This is a genomic window from Pseudomonas sp. TWP3-2, from assembly GCF_049897765.1.
Classification (GTDB): domain Bacteria; phylum Pseudomonadota; class Gammaproteobacteria; order Pseudomonadales; family Pseudomonadaceae; genus Aquipseudomonas.
The window spans coordinates 231,502-255,774 of sequence record NZ_JAFCWW010000004.1 but is presented as its reverse complement, the minus strand read 5'-3'; the positions used below and the strand labels follow the sequence as shown (position 1 = coordinate 255,774).

Sequence of the window (24,273 nt, the reverse complement as noted above, 5' to 3'; positions counted from 1 at the left end):
GTCATGTGGTGATATAACTAATAGCTATACTAAATGGCGATTTAGTGTAGCTAATGCATATACAGCAGAATTGGAGGGGGAACTCATGAGTCAGCAAGCAAGCGCTGGAGATGTCATCAGAGCGCTGGAATTACAGCCTCACGTTGAAGGCGGCTATTTCCGCAGAACCTTTCAGGCTGATCAGCGCGCCACGCTCGAAACCGCTGGCGGACCACGTTATCTGATGACGTCGATTTACTATCTGCTGACCGAGCAATCGCCGGTTGGTCAGTTTCATTTCAACCAGTCAGACATCCTGCATTTTTTCCATCTGGGCGATCCTGTCGAATACAGCCTGATCTTCGCCGACGGTTCATTGCAGACGTTGATCATGGGCAGTGACATTCTGGCTGGCCAGCAATTACAACTGCACGTGCCTGGCGGAATCTGGAAAGCTTCACGGTTGCTAGACGGACCGGATGGTTTTGGCTTGATCAGCGAAGCGGTGTCACCGGGATTTGATTTTGCGGATATGCAGATCGGTGATCGGCGGAAATTGATTGCGCAGTATCCACAGCATCAGGCGGTGATTGAACAGCTGACACGTGCGGATGGTTGAACAGGAAAAGCTGTGAGGCTGGGACAGAAGTCGTTTCGCAGATTCAAATCTGCTGTGCAACTGGGCTAATCCTGTAATACGTTGTTACGTGTAATGTATATTATGTTAAATCATGTGTCTGAAGGGAACTCCCTTCGCTGCGGGACGGCACACTCCAAATCGCCGAGCGCTGGAAAAATCGGCGCTCGTCGAGTTGTACCTATTGCTCTCTTCGCCTCACGGTTTTATTCATTTCCCGTGCTCGCGTCCAGCCGCCATTGGATCTCGACTCGATGCGCAGCGCTGATCGCGTTCGCTATTGCGCCGACACGGCTTTGAGGCCCGCGAGAGCGTAAGTCATCATGTGCTCGATCAGCCCGGCGGGTTCCATTTCCAGTCCCGGCAGCACGTTCTCGCTCAACGCTTCGTGGGCCAATAACAGGAAAAGACAAGGCGCAAATACGCCCAGCGCACAATGCAGCGTGGTCGGGTGATCGTCCGGCAAGCCCAGGATCTGCCCAAGAATGCCGCGAAACACCTTCGCTTTTGGATAGGCCTGCTGCTCCAGCACCGAGGGCAGCAGACTCGAAGGCGACAGCAATTCCCGGCTCAACACCTTGAGCGCCCAGGCATCTCGATGATTGCGCACGCGCTCGATCAGGACGGTGATGATCAAACGCAATTTGTCCTCAGCAGAGGCAGGGCTCTGGCTCAAGCTGAACAATATATCGATGCTGAGCAGACGGTCATGGGCTTCGAGCAGCACGGCACGGTACAGGCCCTCCTTGTTCTCGAAGTGATAATTGACCGACGCCACGTTCGAGTTGGAGTTCTCGCAGACCTGTTTGCTGGTGGTGTTGGCATACCCCAGATCGGCAAACAACTGCCCTGCTGTCTCCAGAATGTGCTGGCGGGTCACCCGGCCATCTTGTCGCTGAGCACGTAGAGAGGCTGCCTGATTTGGACCGGACACGAGCATGAACTCCTATTAACTCAAATTCAAATTTGACTTTTATTTTTATGAAGCTTAGCTTCAAATCACCTACATACCTCGATAGGTACGGATATTGGCGACGAATGTTGTCAGGTCCAAGGCCATTTAGCCAAAGGAAAACACCGCAATGGATGCGCGCGTAATGACCCCGTTCACCTACTTCTCTCTGCCGATGCAGAAGCAATTCCTGCGCAATCGCGAGGCGATCAAGGACAAGCCCTACGCCAAGTATTTCTCTGCGCAGATGAATGTCCCCCTTTCCGCCGTGTGCAAGATCCAGCAAGGACCACTGCCGCTGGAACAGACCATGACGCCGAGCATCGAGGACATCAATCGGTTGCTGGAGGCAGACTTCGTCAGCGAGGAATCGGGATACGCCCTGCTGCCCGGGCCAATGGCGTATGTCCAGAGCCGCAAGTTTTTCCCGGGCTCGACCGCAGCGATGCTGAAATGGTGGTTCATGTGGCACCCGCTGGAAGCCGAACGCTATACCCTGTGGTTTCCTTATGCCCATGTCAGCAATCCCTGCGTCAATCACGAACGCCTCAAGCAGACGTCGCTGAGTTTCGAACAGCGCTTGTACGGCAATACCTTCTGCGCCTCGGAATATGTCGGCGATCGTCTGATGCACCTGCATATCCACTTCCAGGACCCGGAAAAACTGGGCTTGCGTGCCGATCTGTACCGAGACGCGAAAATCGACGGTAGCGTCAGCGCGTTGATGAGCCTGGCAGAACAACCCGAGGTGCCGGTGTCGCTGATGGTGCACCTGTTCAAAGAAACTCCGGAAGGCCTCTATCTCACCAGTCGCTACTGGGTCGGCAGTCATCCGTCGATGTCGCGTTTTCCTGGTGCCGAAAAGGCTGCCGCACTGATGGAGGCCAACGGTTTCGGCGAAGCGGAACTGGAAACCCTCGCCTACGAATTCGCCGTTCATGACCTGTGCGAATTCAACCATCTGGCCAGTTTCCTGCCAGAGCTGTATCGAGAGTTCGGCACTGACTGAACCCGCAAAAAAATGTTCCCCCCAGCGCAAGGCTAAGGGGAACATCTCGAAAACCAGAATCACCCCTTCGAACTGATACCGTTTAGTAAAAGAGTCGTAAATTCCTCGATATCTTGCTCCATCTCCAACTGCTCGGTCAGCAACCGGTACCAGCAAAATCCAAAGATCATATCCAGCAAAAGTTCGCGATTGGTGTCCTTCGGTAGCTCACCACTGCTGATGGCATTTTCCACCAACTTCTTCGGCATTTCCCTTCTGCGCTCCATGAATTGGTGCTTCAACTGAACCAATGTCACAGGGTCCAACTGAGCCTCCGCGATAACGCAGCGAAATGCTTCGCCGCAAATCGTTTCACGCCAGACTTTCCAGAGATTGTGCAGCAAAAAGTCGAGATCCGCTTTTAATGAGCCGAGATCAGGAAGCTTTCTGACCTGCTCGCTTTCATTCTCGTAGACTTCTGCGATCAATGCAGCCTTGTTGCTCCACCATCGATAAATCGTCGGTTTACTCGCTCCCGCCCGTCGGGCAACCGACTCAATACTGAGTCCCGAATAACCGCATTCCTTGAGGATCTCAATCGTCGAACTGATGATCGCCTTGTGCGTGTGGGGATTCCGTAGGGATCCGATGGAGCTGCGAGAGGGTGTACGAGCCACAGTAAATTCTCCAGGCAGGGTGCTTGACAAATACAATGCAAGGTATAGGATTTCCGAAAATCGCAACGAAACGGTCCGTTTCGTTTCGAGTGACGTAAACGCGCTGAGCATTGACTCCAATCAATTCGCTTCAGGCTTTTTTGGTTAATTTAGGGGTTTCCGACTGCTCAAGCAGGATGTCTGAGCAAGGAAGCGTCCTCTACCACCATCAAGCCTGCAGTTTTAATTCTGAAACGATACGTTCCGTATCATAGCAGTGAGAGAGGCAAAGTGGCAGTATCAGCACCCTTTTTTGGGTAACCGTCCGGAAACTCCAAACCGCTGATTTTGCTGGCTAAACGACAAAACTCCGATATGCGAGGCTTTAAAGATAGTTTTCCGTATGTTTCAGGATATACGGCGACGCAACACCCTTGTTTTCTGACAGCGAATGGAATCAAAAGGAAAATGAACGTGAAAAAAGCAGGAATAGTGAGCTACGGCACTGGCGTTCCCGTTTGTCGCTTGAAAGTCGAAGAAGTGATTAACGTCTGGAAGAACACCGATCTCCATCTCGTGCAAAACCAGTTGGGGGTGGCCGAAAGAGCAGTTCTTCAACCTGATGAAGATGTGATCACTCTCGGTGTATTGGCCGCCCAACGTGCACTGGATATGGCCCCCGGCAGTAGCGTCGAGGCTTTGTATCTGGGCACTTGCACCAACCCCTATGACTCCCGCGCCTCGGCCTCTGTCATCCTCGAAATGCTCGGTTGCGGCTATGACGCCTATTGCGCCGACGTCCAGTTCGCGGGCAAATCCGGCACTTCTGCGCTGCAGATTTGCCAGGCACTGGTCGCTTCCGGCATGACCGGCAGCGCCCTGGCAATCGGCGCCGACACTATCAATCGCAACACCGCCCCAGGTGATCTGACCGAATCCTATGCGGGCGCCGGTGCGGCAGCTTTATTGGTGGGCACGGAGAATGTCATCGCAGAATTCGATGGCAATTTCTCTTGTGCAGCCGATGTCGCCGACAACATTCGCCCGCAAGGCGATCGTTATATTCGCTCCGGGATGGGACTTGGCTCGGACAAAAACAGCATCGGTCTGGAAGACCAGACTCGCCGGGCGGCGGAAGGCATTATGGCCAAATTGCGCACCTGCCCGCAGGACTACGACTATGTCGTGTTCCAGCAGAATCTGGTGTCCACGCCCTACTCCCTCGCCAAGCATCTGGGTTTCAATCCGAAACAGGTCGAGCCCGGCATCTACGCGAGCAGCGTTGGTGACACCGGTGCTGCCAGCCCCCTACTCGGTTTGATCAGCGTGCTCGACCAGGCGCGTCCCGGTCAAAAAATCCTGCTGGTGTCTTACGGTTTCGGTGCCGGCAGCGACGCAATCGCCTTGACGGTTACCCCTGCCATCGAGGCCTACCAAAAGCGCAACAAGCCACTGCGCGAATCGCTTGAAAACAAGCTGTACGTGGATTACGGCACTTCCATCAAATACGAGTTCAAGTATTTGCGACCTGACTACGCCCTCACCGCCTACCTCTGATTTCGCCTGTCTACGCAAGGAGCATGTACATGTGCGCACGTCGTGTTGCAATCGTTTCGGCCGCCTATACGCCGAAACCGGGAAGTTCCAGGGTCCGGCAGACGTTCAAGGAAATGATCGTCGAGTCGGCATATAAAGCTATTAAAGACGCCAGGATGCATCCTCGGGAAATCCAGGGTGTGGCCTACGGTTATCACGGCGAGGGCATTTCGGAATATGGCGGTCTCGGCCCGACCATCTCCGACACGTTGGGCATCAGCCCGGCGCCGACGTTCATGAGCACTGCCAACTGCACCAGCAGTTCCGTGTCGTTCCAGATGGGCCATCAAATGATTGCCTCCGGGGAATACGACATTGTTCTGGTCGGCGGCTTCGAGAAGATGACCGACCACTTCAACTATGCCGAATACATCGGTTCCAGTACCGAATGTGAGTACGACTACTTCCTGGGTATTTCCCACACCGACGCTTTTGCCCTGGCGACGGCGGAATATTTTGAAAAGTTCGGTTATGCCGGGCGTGAAGCTGATGTGTTGGCGACCTTTGGCCGGCAGATGCGTATTTATGCGCACAACACCCCGAATGCCACACGCTTCGGCCATGCGATTCCATCTATCGATACCCTGAAAAACAGCGAAGCCTTCGGCTCGATGCTGGCTTGGGGTGAAGCGAGCGGTTGCGCGATTCTGGTCGCCGAACACCTGGCTCACAAATACACCGACAAACCAGTATTCGTTCGCGGATGCGCCTATACAGGCGTTTCCCATTACTTCGGCACGCGTTTTCACAACCCGACCCTGCATCACCCGGGCCTGCCAAAAAATGTCGGCATGGCCGTCTCGGCCAACTCCATCGCTTGCGCTGAAATCGCCTATAAAAAGGCCGGCATCACCGCGAAGGATATCGATGTCGCGCAGGTCTACGACTTGCTCGGCGCGGGTCTGATCCAGATGGAATCGATGGGTGTCTGCAAACAGGGTCAGGCCGGTGATTTTGTCCTGGAGGGCGGCATCGGCATTGACGGTCCGCTGCCATTGAACACCGACGGCGGCAACATTGGCCGCGGTCATGCGTCCGGTTGTGACGGCATTCTGCACATCACCGAACTGTTCCGTCAGTTGCGTGGTGAATCCGACAACCAGGTCAAGGGCGCACGCATCGGCGTGTCGCAAAACCTGGGAGGTTATGCCGCCCACAACTCAGTGATCGTTCTTTCCAACGACTAAGGAGCCGGACCATGTCTATGTACCCCGAACAGATTCATCGGATGACCACTGCCAGCATGCTTCGCGAATGGCGCGAACACGGCGGCAAATATCGTCTGGAAGGCAGTCAATGCGAAGACTGCAAGGAAATCTTTTTCCCACGTCGTACTGTTTGCGGCGCCTGCAATTCGCTCAACGTAAAACCATACCGCTGCGCCCGCAGCGGCAAGATCGAAGTCATGGCTCACGCCGAGAATCCGATCCTTGCCGCCATGGGCTACGGCGAAACAGTGCCTCGCTGCATGGCGATGGTTCGTCTGGACGATGGCTTGGTGATCGCGTCGGAAATCGTTGACATCACTCATCCGGAAAAACTGAAAACCGGCGCGCCGGTACGCATGGTCGTACGCAAACATGTGCGCGAAAGCAATCTGGCCTGGCAATACGCCTACAAGTTTGTATTGGACGTATAGATAAAACGGTCGAGCGTTAGTTACTGATGCTCGACCGCTCGAATATTAAAACAAGAATTGCGTTGCTTATAAAAATAACTTATTAGCCAAAAGCATTTAACCCCCTGTTGCTTCGGGGGTAGCAAACTGCCGTTACTTTAAACCGGGAATTACTCCCAAACTAATTATTGGCTATATATGGCCGAGGATTCATCATGTCGACTCTTTGTCTCCCGCACGTAATGTTCCCGAAGAACAAGATCACTCAGCAACAGATGATTGAACATCTGGAGAGCTTGCACGGCGACCATCCGCGCATGGCCCTGGCCAAACGTATGATCCAGAATACCGAAGTCAACGAACGGCATTTGATCCTGCCGATCGAAGAGCTGGCGGTGCACACCGGCTTCACTCACCGCAGCATTGTCTATGAGCGTGAAGCCCGCCAGATGTCTTCCGTGGCTGCCCGCCAAGCCATTGAAAACGCTGGCTTGACGACCAATGACATCCGTATGGTAGTGGTCACCTCGTGCACCGGCTTCATGATGCCGTCACTCACCGCACACCTGATCAACGATCTGGACTTGCCAACTTCTACGGTGCAGTTGCCGATCGCCCAGCTCGGTTGCGTCGCCGGTGCTGCAGCAATTAACCGGGCGAATGACTTCGCCAAACTGGATTCGCGTAATCATGTGTTGATTGTCTCGCTGGAGTTCTCGTCGCTGTGTTATCAGCCTGACGATACCAAGTTGCACGCGTTCATTTCCGCTGCACTTTTTGGCGATGCCGTATCTGCCTGCGTATTGCGCGCTGATGATCAAGCGTCAGGATTCAAGATCCGCTCCACCAACTCTTTCTTCCTGCCGAAGAGCGAGCACTACATCAAATACGATGTAAAGGACACCGGCTTCCACTTTACGCTGGACAAAGCCGTCATGAACTCGATTAAAGATGTCGCGCCGATTATGGAGAAACTCAACTACGACACTCTTGAACAGAACTGTGCGCAGAACGACTTCTTCATCTTCCACACTGGCGGCCGCAAGATTCTTGACGAATTGGTCCTGCAGCTGGACCTTGCCTCGAACCGTGTTTCGCAGTCGCGTAACAGCCTCGCCGAAGCCGGCAACATTGCCAGCGTTGTGGTTTTCGACGTGCTCAAGCGACAGTTCGAGTCGGGTCTTAACTCCGGCGATGTCGGCATGCTGGCAGCTTTCGGCCCAGGCTTCACCGCCGAAATGGCCGTGGGTGAATGGGTAGCCTGATTCCCGTGTTTTGCCGGGGCCACGTTTGAGTCTGCAAGAAACCTTGGCGGTCTGTACGACGCCACGGTTTCTCGACCTCCTTCGGAAACCCTTCATTGCACCTGATTAATGGTTTCACATGGAGGATGAACGATGATCAGAGACAATCTCGCTACGCCGCCCAAGCGGCAATATGAACGACGGATGGTTTTGCTGCTGTCCTTGAGTTTCGGCCTCGTCGGGCTCGATCGCTTTATCATTTTGCCGCTGTTTCCCGTGATCATGCGTGACTTGCAGCTGGATTATCAGGACCTCGGCATGCTCTCGGCAGCACTGGCCTTCGCCTGGGGCTTTTCAGCCCTGGGCGCGGGCTACGTGATTGATCGATTGGGTCGCAAGACCGTGCTGGTCCTTTCAATTGCAGTGCTGTCGCTGCTCTCGGGGATGTCGGCTCTGGCCGGAGGACTTTTCGGGCTGGTCGTCATCCGCGGGCTGATGGGTCTCTGCGAAGGTGCGTTCACACCGACCAGTATCATAGTCACCGATGAGGTTTCGCATCCGCAGCGCCGCGGACAGAATCTGGGTTTCCAGCAGGCGTTATTCCCGATTCTCGGACTGTGCCTGGGGCCATTGCTGGCTGCCAGTCTGTTGGAGCTATTCGATTCGTGGCGCATGGTTTTCGCGATTATCTCGTTGCCCGGTCTACTGCTGGCCGGCTATTTGTGGAAAATCTATACACCGGCGCCCTTGCCGGCACAACAGCAACCAGCTTCAGGCAGGGTTTGGGCGAACTGGTTGAGTGCCTTTAAAAGCGGCAATGTCAGCCTGAACATCCTGATCATGTTCTGCATTCTTACTTGCCAGTTCGTACTGTGTGCCATGTTGCCCAGTTACCTCACGGACTTCATGCACCTTGAAACGCTGTCGATGGCCTTCGTGATATCCGCCTTGGGTGTTGGTGGTTTTATCGGTCAGTTGATCATTCCGGCGATGTCGGACCGACTGGGACGCAAACCGGTGGTCATTGTTTCCTTCATGACCAGCGCAACGTTGGTGGGGCTGTTAATCATCAGCCCGGCCATTACCGGGTTGTTATTTCTGCTGCTGTTCCTTTTGTCTTTCTTCAACTTCAGCCTGATCTGCATGACCGTCGGGCCGTTGACCAGCGAGTCGGTGCCACCTGCACTGCTTCCCACTGCCACCGGCATTGTCGTCGGGTTCGGCGAGATCCTTGGCGGTGGCGTGTCACCCGCCGTCGCCGGTTACGCCGCCATGCATTTCGGCCTGCCATCGATTTTGTACGTCGCACTGGCCGGGAGCATCGGCGGCCTGCTGTTGTCGCTGGGTCTGCGCGACAATCTGCAACCCCTCCCTGCCCTGTCAGCCGCGAACGCATTGCCGATCAGCCTACCGCTCAAGGATTAGAGATCATGGGACACTATTTGATGTTGCTCGACCTTCGCCAGCATGAACACCGAGGCATCGGTGTGTTCGACTTCCAGACGGGCCAGAACCTGCGCATGTTTCCCGAACAGGGCGGGCTGTATGAAACATTGCAGTATTGCAGTCGCTGGCATCGCGGCTGGGCCGAGCATCTCAAGCATCTGCCCGCCAGTGACAGCAGCCAGGACATCGACCTGCAGCCACCACTCAAACCCGGCAATAACTTGCTCGCCCAGGTCAGCACGGTCAGCCTGACGATGTCGAAAAAGCAGGCGTGGAGTTACAAAGGCAACGGCAGTCTGCTCAAGACGCAGGGTGAGGCGCTCAACATCCCTTATCAGGCGCTGAGCATTGCCAGTGAACCGGGAATCGTCTGCATTTATATGGTCGACTCCTTCGGCAAACTGCACTTTGTCGGATTCACCATCGGTAACGAAGTGCACGATCCACTGCTCGGCAACCTCGACTCGCCGGACGCCAACCAGGCGTATCTTCGCGAATGCGCACTGGCTCCGGCAATGATTCTTGGAGAGTTGCAGTGTCGATTGTCGATCAACGCTCGTATCGAGCGTCAGGAAAGGCAAATCTCCTATCGCGAGTACGATATCGATCTGAAGGAATGGCACTCACTGCGCAAATACACCCAAGCATTCCTCGAACAACACGAACAGTTCCTGCAGCCAGGCATGGTTCACTACGTGTTTCATGGCCTGGGCCATCCTGACAGCGAAACCCCGCTGCAACACGGTGACTGGCTCGATCTCGATTGCCCGGAACTGGAGTTGGGTCTGAGCAATCGCATCGTCGAAGAAGAGTTGTTGCATCTGTGCCCGCTCGATAAACGTGCGCTTGGAGCGGGTCTGCCCGCGCGGGTGACGCAACTGCATCAGCGCTGCAACGACCCGAACTTGCTCAAGCGCAAATAACGCTGACAGATCGCTATCGGGCGCCAGTTCACCGGCCTCGATCGCGACACGCTCCTGCTCGGTCTTGAGCTGCAGCCTCGTATTCAGTAAATCCGTTGTTATTACTTCTGCGTACTACCTGCGCATCGCGCGGCGAACAAAGCGTATGACGTCATCCAGAACCGGCACGATCGCCAGCGTCAACAAAACCATCGCAAGCGGAATGGTTGCGATATACCCGATGTAGTTGAACCCGAAAGCACCTGCCATGCCGCCTGCAAAGAAATTCAACGCCAGCAATATCAGGATTTTCAGTCGGGCCCGATCTGCGAGGACTTTAGGTTGCCCGGATGTATCCACGGCATTCCTATAGACCAGTTTTCCCAACTCGATGCCAATGTCCGTAATGATTCCGGTGACGTGCGTTGTACGAATCTCTGCCCTGGAAATTTTTGTAATCACCGCGTTCTGCAAACCCATGATGAAGCACAGCAACATCACCGTGACGGATACGAACAAACCATCTACCGTCGACAGCCGCGCCCCCAGAAAGCCGAAGGCAATCAATAAAACCGCCTCAAACAGCAGTGGCAATGCAAACTCACTGTGCATTCGCCTTCGTCGGGAGTAATTGACCATGACCGCAGAGCATGCAGCACCGGCGATGAAGGATAACAAGGCTCCGGCGCCACTCAGCACCAAACCGTATGCTCCCAATACGCTGTTGTCCGCCATTGCGGAGACGATGCCGGTCATATGCGAGGTGTATTGATTTACCGCCAGGAAACCACCTGCATTGATTGCCCCAGCGACAAAGGCCAAGGCCAATCCAAGGTGACGATTAGCGTCCGGGGTGCGCCTTCGTCCAGTGAGGCTGCGAACATATTTGATCGGCAATTATTTCGCCCCTTTTCGCATAAATGTGAGTAGCTGTGCCGCATCCGAATATGTTCACGGGCATGGCTGTGCGCCCCTGCCCCTGCATCAAAGGACTTTATAGATCTCGGAAATCACCTGCATCGTTGCGTCTTCGATCGTTCCTTCGTTGCGGCACAATATCCAGCCATGATCCGCAATCGCTTGCTCGAACGCTGCGGTGCTCGCGACCTGTTCTTCCAGTTTGTGCATTACGGTACTGCTCAGTCCACGCCGTCGTTCCGCTGCCCTTGCCCAGGAAATCTCAGGGGCGGTGACAACCCCGACATGCAGGTCTGGCACGCGCACGTTGCGATCGATGTTCAACTGCAGAGTTTCTGCAAACGGCACTATCCGGCGAAACGCGGCATCGGAGGGATACCAGCGATCTATCAGGATGATGCTGTCTGCTGGCTGCCTGGTCAGCACGTGCTCGGACATCCAGGCACGGCTATCTGCAAAGCGCTCACACACCCTCAATTCCAGATCCCGGGTTGGATGTCTGACGAATTGGTTAACGAGGGCCATCGTTTCCCCTCTGAAGGGATCGCTTTTTTTCTCGCAAAGCCGGATGACCTTTTTGTTCTCGGCCCTCAGTGCTTTGGTAACAGCCTCCAACAGCGTGGTTTTACCCGTGCCCTTGGGTCCATCGAGAGAAACAAATAGCTGACGATTCATGATTCAGGCATCAACAGAAATTGATCAGCACTTTAACTTGATTTCTGGCTGGCGGGTTTCAGCGTCGAAGGCCACGACCGCTTACGAATACCGGCAATGGACATCACTCAGCACATCCGCTCAATCGTCGAACCATAATGTCTCCGACTATCAGCGCACTTCCCCACTGCTGGTCACGCCCCCATGAAGGTTTTTTCGTATTCGCCTGTCACGCTGGCGCTGTTGGTTTCGGGTTTGACCCAAGCGGCGTCGGCCAGCGGCTTTCTCGACGATGCGCAAACCGCAGTGCTCAGCCGCAACTTCTACCTGAACAACGACTACCGCTCGCCCTCGCCTACAGGCAAAAACTATAAACAGGAGTGGGCTCAGGGGTTTATCGGAAGTTTCGCATCCGGTTTCACCGAAGGAACTGTTGGATTCGGGGTGGACGCTCACGCCTTTTACGGATTGAAACTGGATGGCGGCAAAGGCCATTCCGGCACGGGACTGCTACCGGTAGACAGCGACGGGCGCAGCGAAAGTGAGTACTCCAGCGCCGGTGGCGCGCTCAAGATCAAGGCCTCGCGCACTACCCTCGCCTTCGGCGAAATGACCGTCGAAACGCCGGTATTCGACACCTCCGACAAACGCCTGCAACCCGAATACGCTACGGGTTTACTGCTCACCAGCCATGAAATCGACAATCTGAACCTGGTCGCGGGTCATTTCACTGCATTCAAAAATCAGGACAGTTCATCCGGTAAAGGCGATTTCTACGGCTACGGCGCCAATACCGAGGCCGGCGGCATCAGTTTCGTCGGCGCCGATCTGTTCAGCGACAGCCCGCTCGGCGGTGCGCTGTACGCCTCGGATCTGAGCGATACCTGGCACCAGTATTACGCCAACCTGCACTTCAAGCAGTCCGGCGTGCTGCTCGACGCCAACGTCTATCACACCCGCGATACCGGGCAGGCGCTGGCCGGCGCCATCGACAACACCGCGTTCAGTCTGTCCGGCAAATACACTTTTGGCGCGCAGGCCGTGCTGCTCGGCTGGCAGCGCATCGATGGCAACACGCCGTTCGATTTCGTTGGCGGCGACTCGATCTACCTCGCCAACTCGATCAAATACGCCGACTTCAACGGCGCCAACGAACGTTCCTGGCAGGCCCGTTACGATCTCGACTTCGGTGCGTTGGGCATTCCCGGCCTGAAATTCATGACCCGCTACGTTTCCGGCAGCCACATCGACGGCACCCGCGCACCCAAGGGCGGCGCCTACAACCCGTTCGATGCGGACAGCGGTGACTACCAACCGCAGCAAGGCGACGGCGGCCGGCATTGGGAGCGCGATACTGATCTGCACTACGTTGTGCAGTCGGGGCCGGCGAAGGATCTGTCGGTGCAGTTGTCGCATGTTTCGCACCGTGCGAACGGTGCTCAGGCCGGCGATGATATTGATCGGGTGTATGTGGTGATTCAGTACCCGCTGGGGTTCTGAGTCAGAACAACTCGTCCAGCTGTTCGAAGAACTCGCGCTTGACGGTGGATTGGCGGAAGGCAGCCGGAGTCGAACCTGCCCGGGAACGGATGCCGTCCCCAACCGGGTTTGAAGCCCGGCCGCGCCACCGGGCGCGATTGCCTTCCTTGAACTCAGTTGACCACGGACGTTGCCAGCGCGCTGTCCAGGCGAATCTGCCGACGATCACCGATGCGCCGGGTCAGCCCCAGACGATCCAAGTATTCCAGAATCTGAATACTGCGCTTGCGCCCCAAGCCTAGCGCATCGCGGAACGCTGTGACCTGGATCTGCGGATTTTCTTCAGCCAGGCGCAGCAGCACCGCCGCTATTTGCCGCAGCGTGATATCGCTGAAGAACAGATCGCGCACCACTTGATGCATCAGGCCGAGCCGCGCCAGTTTGCGCAGGAGCAGACGCACAGTGGCGTCGTCCTGGCCTACGGCATGGGCCACATCGCGCACCCACGGCGGATCGAAACCGGCGTCTTCGAACAACGGTTGCAGTAGTTGCCAGAGGTTTTCGTCGTCGGCATTCAAGCGTACTTGATGATCGGGCAAGTGCAGCCACGGGCCGCTCGCACTGATCGAACCGGCAACCAGCAATTCGTCGAGCAGACTGATAAAAGTCGCGCGTTCAAGGTTCAAGCCGCTGAAACGCCGCAGGCGATCACGATCCGGCCCCATCTGATCGGGTTCCTGCTCATGCAGGCGCGCCAGTTGCTCCAGTAGCGTGAACTTGAGAATGCCCCAACGCTGCGCATTGAACAGCGCCGGGCCTTGGCGGGTTTCGATCTGTCGCACGTTTTCTGGCAGTGTCCAACCGTCACGCGGGCGGTTGAACTGGCGCGCCAGCCGTTGCGGATCGAGGCCACCGGGACTGTGTTCGAGCAAGCTCGGCAATGCTTGTTCGAGATCAGCGGTGATCGCCAGCGCTTTCAGCTGCGCTAGGCGTTCCGGGCTGCGGCGCTGGCGGGCCGGGGCGAATGGATCGAGGACGATGCCGCCGCCGAGGGTGCGTTGTGCGCTGTGGTCACGCAGGATCAGCCGGTCGCCCTTCACCGCGTGGACCGGCGCGTTCGTCAACAATTGCGCGAACATGCGCTCGCCGGGATTCAGGCGTGATCCTTCAAGCAACGCCACGCGCGCGATCACATCTTGTGTGCCGAGGTGCAGATGCACCGGTTGGAAGTGTTCGAAGTTGCGCGGCTCTTCAGGCAGTAACTGGAACTCGATATCCAGCCTTTGCGTTGGCGCATGCAGCCATTCGGCGAGCAACCACTGGCCGCGATGAATGTGCTCGAGTTCGAGACGCTCGGCGCTGATATTCAGTGCCACGCGTTGTCCGGCGACAGCCTGTTCGGCCGCTTGATTTTGCGCATGCAGCCCGCGCACCCGCACGGCTTTGCCTGCCGGCGCGAGCATGAGTTTTTCGCCCACGCTAACCGAGCCGGATAACGCCGTCCCCGTCACCACGATTCCCGCGCCGGCCACACTGAACGCCCGGTCGATGGCCAAACGAAATCCGCCCGTCACACTTCGCGCAGCAACTTCGTCCTGCGCCTGAAGCAAGGCCTCGCGTAACGCATCAACGCCCTCGCCCGTCACGCTCGAAACCGCGATCAGCGGCGCGTCGGCAAACGGTCCGGCAGCCAACAGATCCAGCACCTGGCGCTGCACCTCCTCCACCCTGCCCGCCTCGACCCGATCACACTTGGTAATCGCCACCAGCGCCCGCGGAATCCCGAGCAATTGCACAATCGCCAGATGCTCGCGCGTCTGCGGCATTACGCCGTCATCCGCCGCGACCACCAGCAACACCAGGTCAATGCCCTGCGCGCCCGCAAGCATGTTGTGGGTGAATTTTTCATGCCCCGGCACGTCGATAAATCCGCTCAGCCCCGCACCTGGCGCCAGCTCGGCGTAGAGATAACCTAGGTCGATGGTCATCCCGCGTTCGCGTTCTTGCGGGCGACGGTCGCCGGACTGCCCGGTCAACACTTGCAGCAGCGAGGTCTTGCCGTGGTCGATGTGCCCAGCCGTACCGACGATCACGTCTGTAACTGCCCGAGTTGCGCGAGCCACGCCGGCTCATCATCGAGCTGACGCAGATCCAGCCACAACGCGTCATCGTCGATGCGCCCGAGCACCGGAATCGGCAATGCGCGCAACGCCGCTTCAAGATTCAACAGACAGCGCCCGCGCAAGCGTTTCGACACGTGCGGGCGCAAACACAGCGCGGCACTCGGCAGCCGCGCCACCGGTTGGCTGCCGCTGCCGATCATGCCCAGTGCCGGGATTGCGCTGACATTCCACGATTCCCCTAACGCCTGCGCCATTGGCGGTTGCAGGCGCCGGGCTTGCTCGAGAATCTCCGCTTGCGCTCGGGTCAACAGGCGCAGACTCGGCAAGCGCTCGGCCAATCGATCCGGATCGCGATACAGCCCGAGCACCGCTTCCAGCGCGGCCAAGGTCAGCTTGTCGACCCGCAGCGCGCGTTTCAGCGGGTTTTTCTTGATCTTCGCGATCAGCTCTTTGCGCCCGACGATCAACCCGGCCTGCGGCCCGCCGAGCAATTTGTCGCCACTGAAAGTGACGATGTCTGCCCCGTCGAGCAATGCCTGACGCACCGTCGGTTCCGCCGGCAAACCCCAGCGGGTCAGATCCAGCAGACTGCCGCTGCCGAGGTCTTCAAGCAGCGGCAAACCGTGACTGTGCGCCAACTCGGCCAGCTCCGCAGTCGGCACCCGCGCAGTGAAACCTTCGATGCTGTAGTTGCTCGCATGCACGCGCATGATCAAACCGCTGCGCGAATTGATCGCCGCTGCATAGTCGCGCGCGTGGGTGCGATTGGTGGTGCCGACCTCGTGCAGGCGCACGCCGGCGCGGGCCATGATGTCGGGGATGCGAAATGCGCCGCCGATCTCGATCAGCTCGCCGCGCGAGATGATGCCTTCCTTGCGCGCGCCGAGGCTGTTCAGCGTCAGCAGCACGGCGGCGGCGTTGTTATTGACCACGGTCACGGCTTCGGCGCCGGTCAGTTCGCGGATCAAACCTTCGATCAGATCATCGCGGTCGCCGCGTTTGCCGCTGGCCAGATCGAACTCGAGATTCAGCGGATAACGCGCGGCCATCTGCACCGCTTCGATGGCTTCCTCAGGCAACAAGGCGCGGCCGAGATTGGTGTGCAACACCGTGCCAGTCAGGTTGAACACCCGGCGCACGTTGCTGCGCGTTTGCATCGCCAGGCGTTCGCCAACGCGTCCGGCCAGGACTTCGGGGCTGATTTCAATCGCCGTCAATTGACCTTGCTGCACGTCGGATCGAAGTTCATTGAGCAACTGACGCAAACACCCAAGCAACGCCTCGCGCCCATAACGCTCGGCCAGCGGCTGACACGCCGCGTGGCGCAATAAACTGTCGATGGAAGGTAAACGCGGCGCAACACTCACAGACATCAGGCACTCCCGAACATAACCGTCGTGGCGCCAGACTCGCTGGCGCCTTGGCGCAGCTTCGCTTCGAAGATCCGCCTGATGATGTTAGTGGATGCCGACCACCCGTGCTTTGCTACCTCGGCGAGCATCCCGCACTAGAAGCGCTCTAGACCTACTTGCACTTAGGGTTGATCGAATATCGAATACGATTTCGTATTTCGGAATGATCTGAAGAACTATCACTTCTGACAGTTGTTCGAAAGGATCGCGGGGCGCAGCCTCGTTAGGGCAGAAGAAGTGCTTGCTGCACAAAACGAACCACTAAAGGAGAGACATAACATGGAAAAGAAATTGGCATTGGTGCTAATCCCCCCAGCCCAAGTTACGCGTGCGCATGTGGATGAAAAGTTGAAACAATTACGATTACCTCCTCTTTCTTGGAGAGACTATAGCGATCATTACGAATATGAGCTGTTGGAATCCGACGCAGAATATGCAGCGTGGACTCGTGAGATGGAATTAGAGATGTTACTGGAACATGGATTTATTTTCGTCGACAGAAGTATGCCGACCGATTCAATCCGATCTAAGTATGGAGCTAAGCCTAATTTGATCTTTTTAACCGTTGACGATTCCGGGTTATCTTGCGAGGAGGTAGCACGGGAAGCTTTTCGGAAGATTAGGGGAACTGTGAGTCTCCACCCAAAGCCCCGTTAATCGTCGGGATTGAACATTCCCTTAAAGGTAATCACACACCGCGCACTCGGAGAAAGGCTTCTGTCAGGCAAACTAACCAAGCCAATCTCCGAACGCAGTTCCGGTCGGTCGACATAACGCGCGGTCATTTTTACCGCTTCGATTGGCTTCCTCAGGTAACAGCTGTTAGTGGATGTCGACCACCCGTGCTTTGCGCACGGCGACATAAGACTGACTCAAGTCAGTGGCCCAGCCATCGAGCACGCTTTTGACGTTGTCCGGCGTCATCACTTGCTTGTCGTTTTCCAGTGGCACGCCCAGGCCCGCACGCACTACCTCTGCAACGACCTCCCCGGTCGCACCGTCATGGAATGACACTTCGGTGGCAATTTCACTGTCCCGATCACGAATGCCGGTGGCCGTGCTTACGCCCGCCGCGACCAGCGTGACCGGCAGCCATTCATAAAAGCGCAGCCCTTGAGTGCTGGCCGCAACCTGGGTAATCGCCGGTCGCACAATCAGCGTGTACGGTCCGGGTTTCGACACCAGTGGCACCACTTTGCCCAGCGCCTGCTTGAGCGTGGCATCGTAGTAACTGGTCACGCCGGACAGCGTGCTTTGTGGGATCCGCTCTGTAGGTTCTGCCCTCGGATAAAACTCGCTCGGTGCCAGGTAAACACTCGTGTAATGGCCGTTCGCCAATGCCGGGCTGACCCAACTCAACACCTTCTGCCCCGAGGGTGTCTGCCCTTCCTTGAGTACGCTGTAATTGGACAGAAAACCCGTATGCGGCTCGACGGGGACTTTTTTACTGCTGCATGCCGACACGAGCGTGGCGGCGAACAACAGCGCCAGTGAGCGATGGCTACTCATCAATGTGTTTCCTTCTTGTGCGGGGTATTGTCGGAACACTCGATGCGCAACTGGCCGTGCGCCATGATCCAGTGGATGAATTCAACCGTCGAAATCGAGTGGATGTATTCCACCCATTGCGCCCCCGCCGGGCTGAAGCGCTCGAAGTAGCGACGCATGACCAGTTGGCTCTGATCGCTGGTCAGCCCGAGGCCGATCTCCTGGAAAAACATCGGCGTGTCGTGGCCCGGCGCGGTGGTGCGCTGGGTCAGGATCAGCGGACGCGTGGCGCCGTGGCCGTTGGTGCCAAAGCTGCTATTCATGTACTTCATGTGAGCCTCCTTTGGATGGAATGCCCGCAGATTGCCCGAGGTTTTTTGCCCGGCGATGTCGCGTTGATGTCCGCACGGAAGGAATGTTGCAGGATTGAAATAAATGACCGGGGCGGCGAAATGCTTTTAGATGCGTTCTTTTTCGGTTCCTGGATCGCGCCAACGTGAGCAGACTGCTGATCGTCGATGACGACGTGGAAATTCTCTCCCTGCTGAAGAAGTTCTTCGTGCAGCACGCCTATGAGGTCGAAGTGGCCGCGCATGGCGAGGCGATGTGGGCGGCGATCGCGCAGGCCCGGCCGGACACGATCATTCTCGACCTGATGCTGCCCGGTGAAGGTGGCCTGAGCCTGTGCCAGAAGGTTCGGGCGCAGATGGGCATCCCGATCATCATGCTCACGGCCATGGCCGAGTTGAGTGATCGGATTGTCGGTCTGGAGCTGGGGGCGGACGACTATTTGACCAAACCCTTCGCCCCGCAGGAGTTGCTGGCGCGCGTGCGTGCCTTGCAGCGCCGGGCCGCTGATCAGGCGCCTCGCAGTACCCAATCCTCACGGCCAATCATTGCTTTCGCCGGTTGGCATCTGGACATCACCTGCCGCGAACTGCGCTCGCCCGAACACGTGATGATCCCTGTGTCGGCCGGCGAATTCGATCTGTTGCTGGTGTTTCTCGAGCACCCGCAACGCATCCTCACCCGCGAACAACTGATCGACCTGACGCACGGCCAGGGCCACGAGGCGTTTGATCGCAGCATCGATGTGCAGGTCAGTCGCCTGCGGCGCAAGATCGAACCCGACAGCAAGCGCCCGGACTTGATCCGCACCGTGCGCAATGGAGGCTATATGTTTACCGCCAAGGTCAGCCGCTCGTGATCCTGCGCCTGTTGCGCCACGACAGCCTGCGGCGGCGGATCGCCTTGACGATTGTCGCGGCCATGCTCGCCTCGCTGATCCTCAACGCCATGTTCGTACAGGTCGCAGGCATCTGGGCGCGTCCGCCCATCGAGCGCAGCGGCCTGCTGGAGCAGATCGCCGCCACCACCCGGGTGATCGAAGCGGCGCCTGCTGAGTTACGCGCGCAGTTGGCCAGCGCAGCCAGCAGCCCGACGCTGGTCGTGTTGTGGAAAGCCCATCGAGCGGATTTCGACCTGCCCGGCACCGGCGCCCCGGTTGAAGCAGGCAAAGTGCCGGCGTTGCGGCAGTTGCTCGGCGATAACCGGCAGATCGACGCGTTCAACCCCGACGACTGGCCGCAAGGCAATCCGCAGGCGCACTACGTTGCGCTGGTGCGGCTGGCCGATGACAGCTGGCTATCGTTCACCCCGCCGCAACGCAGCTGGGGCCTGAGCTTTAACCTGCGGATTGCCGTGATCATCGGCCTCGGGCTGGTCGCCACGTTGCTGGTGGCGTGGATCGCCACGCGGCAACTGGCCAACCCGTTGCAGCGTTTTGCGCACGCCGCACGCCGGTTTGGCGGCGATATCAAGGCACCGGCGATCCACATCGAAGGCCCGCACGAGATCCGTCAGGCAATCATCGCCTTCAATACGATGCAGGCGCAGATCCAGCATTTCATCGCCGAGCGCACGCACATGCTCGCCTCCATCTCCCACGATTTGCGCGCGCCGTTGACGCGCATGCGCCTGCGCAGCGAGTTCATGGAAGACCTCGATTACCAGCGCAAGATGATTCGCGACATCGAAGAGATGCAATCGATGATCAATGCCGCACTCGCCTTTTTCCGCGAAGACACGCACCTCGAGCCATGCACCGCGTTCGATCTCTCGGAGTTGCTGCAAACCATCATCGACGACTACCGCGACCAGAACATCGCCATCGACTTCAGCGGCCCGCCACATCTGGTGTATTACGGCCGGCCGCTGGGCATCAAACGGGTGATCGTCAACCTGCTGGAAAACGCCGTGAAATACGGGACGCAACCACGCACGGTTCTGAGTCGTGACGGGCATTTGATCTGCATCGAGGTCAGCGACGCCGGGCCGGGGATTCCCGAGGAGTTTTTGCAGCGAGTGTTCGACCCGTTCTTCCGCCTGGAAACCTCGCGCAATCGTGACACTGGCGGCGTAGGCCTTGGGCTGTCGGCTGCCCGCGCGATTGTGCGCGAACAGGGTGGCGAGCTGACGTTGCGTAATCGCTCGAGCGCGGGGTTAGTGGCGAGGGTTGAGTTGCCCGGCGAGGATTGAGGTCATCTCGGCAGCGACGGACGTGTACTCGGGTTCGAGATTGAACAGCGGTTTCAAATGCCGTATTGATCTAAAAGACTGGTATTTCTGACAGTAGCCAAGAAGTGGCGCAGGGATCACGATCGAAATGTGCGGGGTGATTGTCGTTGTGGCAGCCCGGCGTAGCGAAAGCAAGGAATGCCGCGCGCATGAGTGGGCGCAGGCGCTTATTACCATTTTGAGGAGCTATCTCATGGCATTCGTTTTCATCTTCCCCAAAGGAACGCAGGCGGAGCTGACAGCCCGTTTAAAGGTGGCCTGCTTCGACGTGCCCACACTTCGCGACTACGGGGAAGGCTTATTCACGACAATCCCCGGCCAGGAGCAGCGAAAACTTGAAATGTGGGTAATACGTCCAGACAAGCAAAATACTCCAAAGTCAGGTGTCTGGATCTTTCGAGGCAGTTTTCTGGATGCAGAGGCTGTATTCTCCTCCCCAGAAGTGATGCAAGCTCTGCAGCGCGGCCAGATTGTGCTCGTTGAAATCAAAGATGATGAGTTGGATGCGTGGGTACCAAAGGCGCAGAAATCAAAGTCTCGGTTCATTTCCCTAAACGATATCGTCCAGTACGAGCCACAATGCTATTGAAGAGCCGTTGGGCTCGCGCCCACGTTTGAGGACCCCACCGTTGCCTAACCGATTCCAGTGGCAACGGCCCCCTCCACCTCTACAACAATCGCCTCAATCACACACCGCGCACTCGGAGAAAGGCTTCTGTTCGGCAAACTAACCAAGCCAATCTCCGAGTGCAGCTCCGGCTTATCGACAATCCGCAGCTCGACCAACCTGCCCGCCTGCACATCCTCAAGCACAGCCCCGTGAATGACGCCGAGGATCGTATCGGTGCTCCCCGCCACGGACTTCAACAACGCCACATCATCACACTCGACCATGATCGGCAGCGCCTCGGTCTTCACCACCGCCGGCAGGCGTGTGGTCGCGACGCCGTAGGTTGGCAGTTCTCTCATCGTTACTTCGCGCCCGGCCAGCGGATGCTGCGGTCGCACGAAGAATCCCGCCGAGACCTGGCCCAATGGTCGAATCAGCAAGTCCTCATCAGCCGAAAAGTTGCGGATGTCGGCGACGAAAAACTCGATTGCCTCAGTGCGCAGCCGCGCTTCGAGAATCTGCCAGTTGTTTACCTCTACGCGCAACGAAACCTGCGGATGCTGCAGACGCAATCGCGGCAGCACTTGGTGCATCAACATCGCCGCCGGAAACGGTCCGACGCCGAAGGCGATGCTGCCCAATTGGCTGTCGCCATACAGCGCCATGTCGCGCTCAAGCGAACGCGCATCGAACAGTAATTGTCGCGCACGCTGAATCAGAAATTCCCCGGCCGGCGTCGGTCGCACATCTCCGCTGTCGCGATCAAACAGGCGCTGGCCGGTCTGGTTTTCCAGCGCCTGAATGCTGCGGCTCAGGGCCGGTTGGCTGAGGTGCACGCGCTCGGCAGCGCGGCCGAAATGGCGTTCTTCGGCGAGGGCTAACAGATGATTGAGACGTTTGAGATCCATGGCGCCGATGCTAGCCACGCATTGTCTGGATGTAAACAATGCATTGGCCACATCACACCTGTCGCCCTACGCTGGGCCGTACTCGACCACAGAGAACAACAATAATGAGATCGACCCGCCCTGCCCTCATCGCATTGACGCTGCTTGCACTCGGCGGCTGCGACAACCACAAAGTGAGCGTGGCCAATGGCGATGCCACACCCGCGACCGCAGCAGTGATCGAAGCTTCGGTCAAAGGCCTGGACCTGACCGATACCAAGGATTTCGACGACGCCAAACGTGGTTTCATCGCACGCCCGACCGGGAAAATCCTCGGCTCGGACGGCAGCGTCCTGATCGATTTCGATGCGTTCACCTTCGTCGCCGGCAAGGCCCCGCCCACGGTCAATCCAAGCCTGTGGCGCCATGCGATGCTCAATGCGCAGATCGGCCTGTTCAAAGTCACTGACGGTATTTATCAACTGCGCGGCTTCGACATCGCCAACATGACCCTGATCGAAGGCCAGACCGGCTGGATCGTGGTCGATCCGCTGACCTCAAGGGAAACCGCCGCCGCTGCGCTGGCCTTCGCTCGCGAGCAACTCGGCGACAAACCGGTGACCGCGATCATCTTCACCCATGACCATGCCGACCATTTCGGCGGTGTGCTAGGCGTCACCTCGGTTGAAGACGCGGCGCAACGCAAGCTGCCAATCGTCGCCCCGGCCGGCTTCATGGAAGAAGCCACCAGCGAAAACGTACTGGCCGGCCCGGCGATGTCGCGCCGTTCGATGTACCAGTTCGGCAAAAACCTCGTGCCGGGTGCTAAAGGCATGGTCGATACCGGGCTGGGCAAAACCGTCGCTTACGGCAGCATCGGCATTCTTGCACCGACGCAGATCATCGATCAGCCGACTCAGGAGCTGGTACTCGACGGCGTGAGCATGATTTTCCACAACATGCCCGGTGCCGAAGCGCCGGCGGAGCTGACCTTTTCCGTACCCGCGCGCAAGGCCTATGGCGGCGCGGAGATTCTCGCGCAGACCATGCACAACTTGCTGCCGATCCGTGGCGCCAAGGTGCGCGATGCGCTGCTCTGGTCTAATTACACGCAAACCGCGCTGGATCAGCTGGGTGACACCGAAGTGTATTTCGGCCAACACAACTGGCCAATCTGGGGTAACGAGCGAATTCGTGAATTCATCACTAAACACCGCGACGTCTACAAATACATGCACGACCAGACCGTGCGCCTGATGAACGCCGGCTACACGCCCAACGAAATCGCCGACCAGATCCAGTTGCCCGACTCGCTGGCCTCGTACTTCGGCACCCGTGGTTATTACGGCGACCTGCGGCACAACGTCAAAGCGATCTATCAGCTGTACCTCGGCGCCTACGATGGCAACCCGGCGAACCTCAATCCCCTGGCACCGAAAGACGCCGCCAAGCGCTACGTTGCATTGATGGGTGGCACGGCCAAGGTGGTTCAGGCAGCCCAAGTGGCCTACGACAAAGGCGATTACCGCTGGGTCGCTGAATTGCTCAATCAAGCGGTGCTGGACGCGCCCGACGACAAATCCGCCAAGGAATTGCTGGCGCGTGCCTACGAGCAAATGGGCTATCAGGCGGAATCGGCGACCTGGCGCAACAGCTACCTGACGGCCGCCGATGAATTGCGCAACGGCCCGCCCAGCAAAGGCGTGCGTCGTTCGGATTTGCTCGAATTGATGAAACAAACGCCGACCGAGCGCTTCCTCGAAGCCATGGCCGCCAGTCTCGACGGGCCAGCGGCTGCGGGTAAAAACCTGACGTTGAATCTGGTGCTGACCGACACCCACGAATCCTTCGTGCTGTGGATCGAGAACGCCGTGCTGCACTATCGCCAAGCCGCGCCGGTGGCGGATGCCAATGCGACGCTGACGGTGACCAAGAATCTGTTCGTGCAACTGCTCGGTGGCAGCGCCGGGCTGAAAGAGGCGCTGACATCCGACGAGTTGCGGGTGGACGGCAGCAAAATCGATCTGGTGCGCTTTCTCGGTTTGCTGGAAAAAGCGCCGGGTAATTTCTCGATCGTTACCTCCCAACGCTGATCAAACTGTGGCCC

Annotated in this window: 23 protein-coding genes and 1 tRNA gene; 14 read left to right on the top strand and 10 right to left on the bottom strand. The window is 57.6% G+C overall.

The features are described 5' to 3' along the window. Nucleotides 1-85: 85 nt before the first annotated feature. Entirely contained in the window at nucleotides 86-598 is a 513-nt protein-coding gene (locus tag ACP7EE_RS08730; protein ID WP_426234324.1) for a cupin domain-containing protein, read from the top strand. 295 nt (nucleotides 599-893) lie between these two features. Here the strand turns inward: ACP7EE_RS08730 and ACP7EE_RS08725 are convergent, their stop codons facing one another. Continuing rightward, nucleotides 894-1,556 (bottom strand): TetR/AcrR family transcriptional regulator, encoded by a 663-nt coding sequence (locus ACP7EE_RS08725; RefSeq protein WP_426200709.1) that lies wholly within the window; start codon nucleotides 1,554-1,556, stop codon nucleotides 894-896. Nucleotides 1,557-1,698: 142 nt separating this feature from the next. Between ACP7EE_RS08725 and phlG the strand changes: the two genes are divergently transcribed. After that, nucleotides 1,699-2,577 carry a 2,4-diacetylphloroglucinol hydrolase gene (gene phlG / locus ACP7EE_RS08720; protein WP_426234228.1) on the top strand — a complete coding sequence of 293 codons (879 nt, stop codon included), beginning with the start codon at nucleotides 1,699-1,701 and terminating at the stop codon, nucleotides 2,575-2,577. 59 nt (nucleotides 2,578-2,636) lie between these two features. On the opposite strand, the gene ACP7EE_RS08715 is transcribed toward phlG, so the two are convergent. Next, nucleotides 2,637-3,233 (bottom strand): TetR/AcrR family transcriptional regulator, encoded by a 597-nt coding sequence (locus ACP7EE_RS08715; RefSeq protein WP_420650701.1) that lies wholly within the window; start codon nucleotides 3,231-3,233, stop codon nucleotides 2,637-2,639. A 447-nt stretch (nucleotides 3,234-3,680) separates the two neighbouring features. Here ACP7EE_RS08715 and ACP7EE_RS08710 point away from each other — a divergent pair, with 447 nt between their 5' ends. The 6 genes from ACP7EE_RS08710 to ACP7EE_RS08685 all read left to right on the top strand — a co-directional run bounded on the left by ACP7EE_RS08710 (nucleotide 3,681) and on the right by ACP7EE_RS08685 (nucleotide 10,039). Beyond that, on the top strand, nucleotides 3,681-4,769 hold the full coding sequence (locus ACP7EE_RS08710; protein ID WP_426200714.1) for a hydroxymethylglutaryl-CoA synthase: 1,089 nt from the start codon (nucleotides 3,681-3,683) through the stop codon (nucleotides 4,767-4,769). 29 nt (nucleotides 4,770-4,798) lie between these two features. Then, on the top strand, nucleotides 4,799-5,995 hold the full coding sequence (locus tag ACP7EE_RS08705) for a thiolase family protein (RefSeq protein ID WP_277757822.1): 1,197 nt from the start codon (nucleotides 4,799-4,801) through the stop codon (nucleotides 5,993-5,995). A gap of 11 nt (nucleotides 5,996-6,006) precedes the next feature. Then, entirely contained in the window at nucleotides 6,007-6,447 is a 441-nt protein-coding gene (locus ACP7EE_RS08700; protein WP_426200718.1) for a Zn-ribbon domain-containing OB-fold protein, read from the top strand. A 194-nt stretch (nucleotides 6,448-6,641) separates the two neighbouring features. Continuing rightward, entirely contained in the window at nucleotides 6,642-7,691 is a 1,050-nt protein-coding gene (locus ACP7EE_RS08695) for a type III polyketide synthase (RefSeq protein WP_420650704.1), read from the top strand. A gap of 132 nt (nucleotides 7,692-7,823) precedes the next feature. Then, nucleotides 7,824-9,095 (top strand): MFS transporter, encoded by a 1,272-nt coding sequence (locus ACP7EE_RS08690; RefSeq protein ID WP_426234227.1) that lies wholly within the window; start codon nucleotides 7,824-7,826, stop codon nucleotides 9,093-9,095. Nucleotides 9,096-9,100: 5 nt separating this feature from the next. Continuing rightward, a complete protein-coding gene (locus ACP7EE_RS08685) occupies nucleotides 9,101-10,039 on the top strand; it encodes a fumarylacetoacetate hydrolase (protein WP_426234226.1) in 939 nt (312 codons plus the stop codon). A 114-nt stretch (nucleotides 10,040-10,153) separates the two neighbouring features. Here the strand turns inward: ACP7EE_RS08685 and ACP7EE_RS08680 are convergent, their stop codons facing one another. After that, nucleotides 10,154-10,915, bottom strand: a complete 762-nt coding sequence (locus tag ACP7EE_RS08680) for a YoaK family protein (protein WP_426200725.1) — start codon at nucleotides 10,913-10,915, stop codon at nucleotides 10,154-10,156. An 87-nt stretch (nucleotides 10,916-11,002) separates the two neighbouring features. Then, complete coding sequence (locus ACP7EE_RS08675; protein WP_420650707.1) at nucleotides 11,003-11,611, bottom strand: dTMP kinase; 609 nt, start codon at nucleotides 11,609-11,611, stop codon at nucleotides 11,003-11,005. A 183-nt stretch (nucleotides 11,612-11,794) separates the two neighbouring features. On the opposite strand from ACP7EE_RS08675, the gene ACP7EE_RS08670 reads away from it, so the two are divergent. Further along, on the top strand, nucleotides 11,795-13,090 hold the full coding sequence (locus ACP7EE_RS08670) for an OprD family porin (RefSeq protein ID WP_426234225.1): 1,296 nt from the start codon (nucleotides 11,795-11,797) through the stop codon (nucleotides 13,088-13,090). Nucleotides 13,091-13,140: 50 nt separating this feature from the next. On the opposite strand, the gene ACP7EE_RS08665 is transcribed toward ACP7EE_RS08670, so the two are convergent. From ACP7EE_RS08665 to selA, 3 genes are all read right to left on the bottom strand, one after another. Beyond that, nucleotides 13,141-13,236, bottom strand: a tRNA-Sec gene (locus ACP7EE_RS08665). 6 nt (nucleotides 13,237-13,242) lie between these two features. After that, entirely contained in the window at nucleotides 13,243-15,162 is a 1,920-nt protein-coding gene (selB, locus tag ACP7EE_RS08660) for a selenocysteine-specific translation elongation factor (protein WP_426234323.1), read from the bottom strand. Continuing rightward, nucleotides 15,159-16,565, bottom strand: a complete 1,407-nt coding sequence (selA, locus tag ACP7EE_RS08655; RefSeq protein WP_426234224.1) for an L-seryl-tRNA(Sec) selenium transferase — start codon at nucleotides 16,563-16,565, stop codon at nucleotides 15,159-15,161. The genes selB and selA overlap by 4 nt, the downstream gene beginning before the upstream one ends. A gap of 318 nt (nucleotides 16,566-16,883) precedes the next feature. On the opposite strand from selA, the gene ACP7EE_RS08650 reads away from it, so the two are divergent. After that, entirely contained in the window at nucleotides 16,884-17,261 is a 378-nt protein-coding gene (locus tag ACP7EE_RS08650) for a hypothetical protein (RefSeq protein WP_426234223.1), read from the top strand. A 165-nt stretch (nucleotides 17,262-17,426) separates the two neighbouring features. Here ACP7EE_RS08650 and ACP7EE_RS08645 read toward each other — a convergent pair whose 3' ends face one another. Further along, a complete protein-coding gene (locus ACP7EE_RS08645) occupies nucleotides 17,427-18,113 on the bottom strand; it encodes a DUF3313 domain-containing protein (protein WP_426234222.1) in 687 nt (228 codons plus the stop codon). After that, on the bottom strand, nucleotides 18,113-18,424 hold the full coding sequence (locus ACP7EE_RS08640) for a hypothetical protein (protein WP_426234221.1): 312 nt from the start codon (nucleotides 18,422-18,424) through the stop codon (nucleotides 18,113-18,115). The genes ACP7EE_RS08645 and ACP7EE_RS08640 overlap by 1 nt, the downstream gene beginning before the upstream one ends. A gap of 164 nt (nucleotides 18,425-18,588) precedes the next feature. On the opposite strand from ACP7EE_RS08640, the gene ACP7EE_RS08635 reads away from it, so the two are divergent. From ACP7EE_RS08635 to ACP7EE_RS08625, 3 genes are all read left to right on the top strand, one after another. Then, complete coding sequence (locus ACP7EE_RS08635; RefSeq protein ID WP_426234220.1) at nucleotides 18,589-19,299, top strand: response regulator; 711 nt, start codon at nucleotides 18,589-18,591, stop codon at nucleotides 19,297-19,299. Continuing rightward, nucleotides 19,296-20,630: an ATP-binding protein gene (locus ACP7EE_RS08630; RefSeq protein ID WP_426234219.1), complete on the top strand. Its 1,335-nt coding sequence runs from the start codon at nucleotides 19,296-19,298 to the stop codon at nucleotides 20,628-20,630. Before ACP7EE_RS08635 ends, ACP7EE_RS08630 begins: the two co-directional genes overlap by 4 nt. Before the next feature lie 232 nt (nucleotides 20,631-20,862). Beyond that, the gene (locus ACP7EE_RS08625; protein WP_426234218.1) at nucleotides 20,863-21,258 is read left to right on the top strand and encodes a hypothetical protein; all 396 of its coding nucleotides are present in this window, start codon (nucleotides 20,863-20,865) and stop codon (nucleotides 21,256-21,258) included. A gap of 44 nt (nucleotides 21,259-21,302) precedes the next feature. Here the strand turns inward: ACP7EE_RS08625 and ACP7EE_RS08620 are convergent, their stop codons facing one another. After that, nucleotides 21,303-22,187: a LysR family transcriptional regulator gene (locus ACP7EE_RS08620; protein ID WP_426234217.1), complete on the bottom strand. Its 885-nt coding sequence runs from the start codon at nucleotides 22,185-22,187 to the stop codon at nucleotides 21,303-21,305. Nucleotides 22,188-22,291: 104 nt separating this feature from the next. Here ACP7EE_RS08620 and ACP7EE_RS08615 point away from each other — a divergent pair, with 104 nt between their 5' ends. Beyond that, nucleotides 22,292-24,259: an alkyl/aryl-sulfatase gene (locus ACP7EE_RS08615; protein ID WP_426234216.1), complete on the top strand. Its 1,968-nt coding sequence runs from the start codon at nucleotides 22,292-22,294 to the stop codon at nucleotides 24,257-24,259. The last annotated feature ends 14 nt before the right edge of the window (nucleotides 24,260-24,273 follow it).